At 60.1% G+C, this 208-nt stretch carries 1 protein-coding gene; it reads right to left on the bottom strand.

Features of this window, described 5'->3' with window-relative positions; translation table 11 throughout:
• The coding region (locus tag AB4Y36_RS40615; RefSeq protein WP_368685951.1) for a hypothetical protein at positions 1–208 on the bottom strand (208 nt) is incomplete at both ends.

Below are 208 nucleotides of genomic sequence, written 5' to 3'. Positions count from 1 at the left end.
CGTGCCGCCCAGCGTGACCGCGCTGTGCTTCGACGTGTCGTACATCACTGCATCGGCCAGCTGGCCATTGATGTTCGTGACGTCGCCTTGCAGGTTCGTGATGTCGGTCGTGTTCTGTGTCACGCGGGCATCCAGGTTCGTAATCGCCCCACCTACGCTGTTGTAGGTGTCTCCACCCACGTTATACGTCGGGTTCGAGATCGAGCCA

It is taken from the genome of Paraburkholderia sp. BR10936 (assembly GCF_040965735.1).
Lineage (GTDB): Bacteria > Pseudomonadota > Gammaproteobacteria > Burkholderiales > Burkholderiaceae > Paraburkholderia > Paraburkholderia nodosa_A.
Note: the sequence above shows the minus strand (reverse complement) of the source record. Positions and strands in the feature narration are given on the sequence as shown.